The 3,484-nt window shown below is 60.8% G+C and carries 4 protein-coding genes; all 4 read left to right on the top strand.

Features of this window, described 5'->3' with window-relative positions; genetic code table 11:
- The first annotated feature begins 54 nt into the window (after positions 1 to 54).
- The 4 genes from JWR14_RS23405 to JWR14_RS23420 all read left to right on the top strand — a co-directional run bounded on the left by JWR14_RS23405 (position 55) and on the right by JWR14_RS23420 (position 3,320).
- Entirely contained in the window at positions 55 to 243 is a 189-nt protein-coding gene (locus JWR14_RS23405; protein ID WP_299712687.1) for a Flp family type IVb pilin, read from the top strand.
- 70 nt (positions 244 to 313) lie between these two features.
- Entirely contained in the window at positions 314 to 823 is a 510-nt protein-coding gene (locus JWR14_RS23410; protein ID WP_299712690.1) for a prepilin peptidase, read from the top strand.
- 12 nt (positions 824 to 835) lie between these two features.
- Entirely contained in the window at positions 836 to 1,804 is a 969-nt protein-coding gene (gene cpaB, locus JWR14_RS23415) for a Flp pilus assembly protein CpaB (RefSeq protein WP_299712692.1), read from the top strand.
- 49 nt (positions 1,805 to 1,853) lie between these two features.
- Positions 1,854 to 3,320, top strand: a complete 1,467-nt coding sequence (locus tag JWR14_RS23420; protein ID WP_299712694.1) for a type II and III secretion system protein family protein — start codon at positions 1,854 to 1,856, stop codon at positions 3,318 to 3,320.
- Positions 3,321 to 3,484 lie beyond the last annotated feature (164 nt).

Genomic DNA, 3,484 nt, shown 5'->3' on the forward strand with positions numbered 1-3,484 from the left:
GCTTTCACTTACCTGACGGTCCGACGCCAACCACCACGTTAGGGGAATATAAAAATGCGCAAATTTATCAGCTGGTTCGTTCGCGATGAGCGCGGTGTCAGCGCCATGGAATATGCGGTTCTGGCAGGCATCGTCGCCGTGGCGCTTGGCGCGGTGGCCACGACGTTCAACAGCAGCGTGTCGACCATGTTCAGCACCATGTTCAATTCCATCACGACGGCGCAGGGCGGCACCAAAGGCTGATCGCCACTCCAGGAGGTTCGAACGTCTATTCGAACCTCCGCTTCACCCACTGTTCTCGGATCACGCCATCGTGCAACTCCTATCCATTGCAATTCGCTTCGTAGTACTTTGCGCACTGCTATGGCTGGCTGTCGTCGACGTGCGGACCCGGCGTCTGCCAACCCGGGCGGTCCTCGCCATTGGCGGCTTGTTTTTCCTTGACGCATTGACCGTTCGCATGTCTTTCGGCAACGTTCTTGCTCATCTGCTTTTGGCATTCGGCGTGCTGGTCATCTGCGCCGCATTGTTCGCTGCGAACATGCTCGGCGGCGGTGATGCAAAGCTCGCATCAATCATTTTTCTATGGGCCGGCCCAAGTCTGTGGTTGCCGGCTCTTACGCTGATTTCTGTGATCGGAACACTCGTCTCGCTAATCAGCCTTGCGACGCGACATATGGACCAGGACCAGCATTCATCTCCCATGCGGGCGCTGGCGATGTTTTCAGGAGCGCGCGGTGTGCCTTACGGGGTGGCGCTCGCACTCGGGGGCGGTTCAGTGATCATGCTGCCCGCCTTACTGCCTTTGATTTTGGCGCGATAGGTCGGCGTCCTTATGTCTAATATCATTAAATTCGCAATCCTGATCGTAGGCGCAATCCTTGTTGCGCTGGTCGTACGAGTGGTCGTCGCGAGTGCGACACGACCCGGCACGGCAGTCATCAACCAGGAAAAAGTACGCGTGAGTGCTGCGGATCTTCCGCAGGGCTTGCTGTTGCGAGACGAAGACATCAAGTGGGCTGATGTGCCCGTTAAAACATTGCCGCCTGGCGCTATCGTATCTGGCGCCCCCGGTGCGGTCGAACTAAAAGGCGCGCTGCTGCGTCATCCAGTAACGAGCGGCACTGTCATTGTCGCCGACGACGTCATTCTGCCGAACGCCCCCGGTTTCCGTGCCGCTACGCTCAATCCCGAGATGCGTGCCGTATCGGTTGCCGTCGACGATGTCTCCGGCAATGCCGGGCTGATTCAACCGGGCGACTACGTGGACTTGCTGCTCACGCAGCAAATGGACCGAAAGACGGATTCGCCCGATCTGGCGGTATCGAGTGAAACGGTCGTCGAGCATGTTCGCGTGCTGGCGTCCGGCTCCGATATCAACCGGCCGAAAAGCGGGGACACGACGGACCGCAACGAGCGCGTTCGCACCGTGACGCTCGAAGTGACGCCGCACATGGGCGAGGTCGTAGCGGTGGCCGCCCGGCTCGGCAGCTTGTCACTTGCATTGCGCAGCTTCGCGACGGTGTCGCGAGACCCGTATGCGCTCGCATCGGGACCCACCGCCGCCTCAGCGGCCGGTGATGCACCGCGCGCGCCCGTCTGGGCCGGCGACATTTCCCGTGCACTGCGTGACCTGCCCAGGGCCCATCCAGTTGCGGTCAAGGCTGGCGGGACGGCGATGCCGGCCGCGCCGAAATCGGTGACCGTCTATAGAGGCTCCGAAAAGGCAGACTCGACATCGAGCGTTGCCCAATCCGGAGGCGATGCGGTGCCGCCGCTCCCAACCCTCGCCACGCCGCGGTGATCCCATGCAACCCGTTCCACGCCGCACCCATTCGCCAAGACAGGAAGCCATGACTCTGCCGTTCAATTTGCATGCCGACACAACGAGGCTTTCGGCATGCGCCTTGTGCGCGGTGGCTTTGATCCTCGCCGTGCCCGCACACGCTGCACAGCCGCGACTAGCGGCCAATGCAGCCAATCCGGCCGCCGACGCGCAGGCCATTTCTCAGGGTTCACTCGATATCGCTGCTGGCAAGGGCACACTCGTGCGTCTCAACGAAGACGCAACCTCGGTGTTCGTGGCAGACCCGGCGATCGCAGATGTTCATGTCCCTTCACCGAGGGCCGTTTTCGTGCTGGGCAAGAAGGCCGGCACCACGACGCTCTATGTGCTGGGCGCGAACAACAAGACGCTGCTGCAGCGCTCGATCGTGGTTGGGCGCGACATGGACGCGCTGCACAGCATGGTGACTGCGCGGTTTCCATCGATGAATCTGCAATTGAGCGCCGGCAATGGATCATTGCAAGTGTCAGGACAAGCCGCTAACGCTGCCGATGCCGACGCCGTGGTGCAATCGCTCTCGCCGTATCTGGCCGACAAGGAAGTGCTGGTCAACCGCATGACGATCGATCGGCCGCAGCAAGTGCAATTGCGCGTGCGTATCACGGAGGTCGACCGGAATGTCACGCAGCAGCTCGGCATCAACTGGCAGGCGCTCAGCAATGCAACCGGGAATTTTTTCGGCGGCATCTATAGCGGTCGCCCCATCTATAACCTGGCGCAGCCGCTGACCGGTGCTAACGGCCAGGTCACTTATCCGGTCAATCTGCCGAGCAACAATGCCTATTCGCTATTCGGTCAATTCAAGACCGGCAGCACGGACATTCAGGCCCTGGTCGATGCATTGAACCAGGAGGGTCTGGTCACTGTGCTCGCCGAGCCAAGTCTTGTTGCGCTGTCAGGGCAGACCGCCAGCTTCCTCGCGGGCGGCGAGTTTCCGATCCCCGTGTCGCAAGTCAACGGCGCGATTTCCGTCGAGTTCAAGCAGTTCGGCGTCAAGCTCGACTTCACCCCGACTGTGTTGAGCGAAGGCCGCATCAGTCTCAAAGTCCGTCCTGAAGTCAGCCAGATCGACACGACGGTGAGCGTGACGACCGGTGGCATCACGATCCCGGGCCTGAGTGTGCGCCGCGCTGATACCACTGTCGAATTGGCGAGCGGCCAAAGCTTCGCGATCGGCGGGCTGCTGCAAAGCAATACGACCGACATCATTTCGCAGATTCCGGGTATGGGTTCCATTCCGATCCTGGGCAAGCTCTTCTCGTCGACCAACTACCAGAACAACAAGACCGAACTGGTGATCATGGTGACGCCCTATCTGGTGGAGCCGACCGACCCCGGCAAGCTGCGTACGCCGCTCGAATCGCTCGTCTCGCCGAGCAATGACGTGGAGTACAGCTTCAAACACCGGGCGTCCGGCGCGCAATCTACAGCTGAAGAGCCGCGTCTTGTCGGCGCGGCCGGGTACGTTTATTGAGCCGGATGCCATGAACCATACAAGAATCCTCACGCTCATTCTCGTTTGCGCGACAGCAACCTCCATGGGCGGCTGTTTCAAGCCACCGCGTGGCATGCCAGACGAGTCGACTATCAGTTATGACGGTAAGTCCGCGGTGCCGCCCGACTGCGCCGGTCTCGCTC

It is taken from the genome of Caballeronia sp. (assembly GCF_028292365.1).
Lineage (GTDB): Bacteria > Pseudomonadota > Gammaproteobacteria > Burkholderiales > Burkholderiaceae > Caballeronia.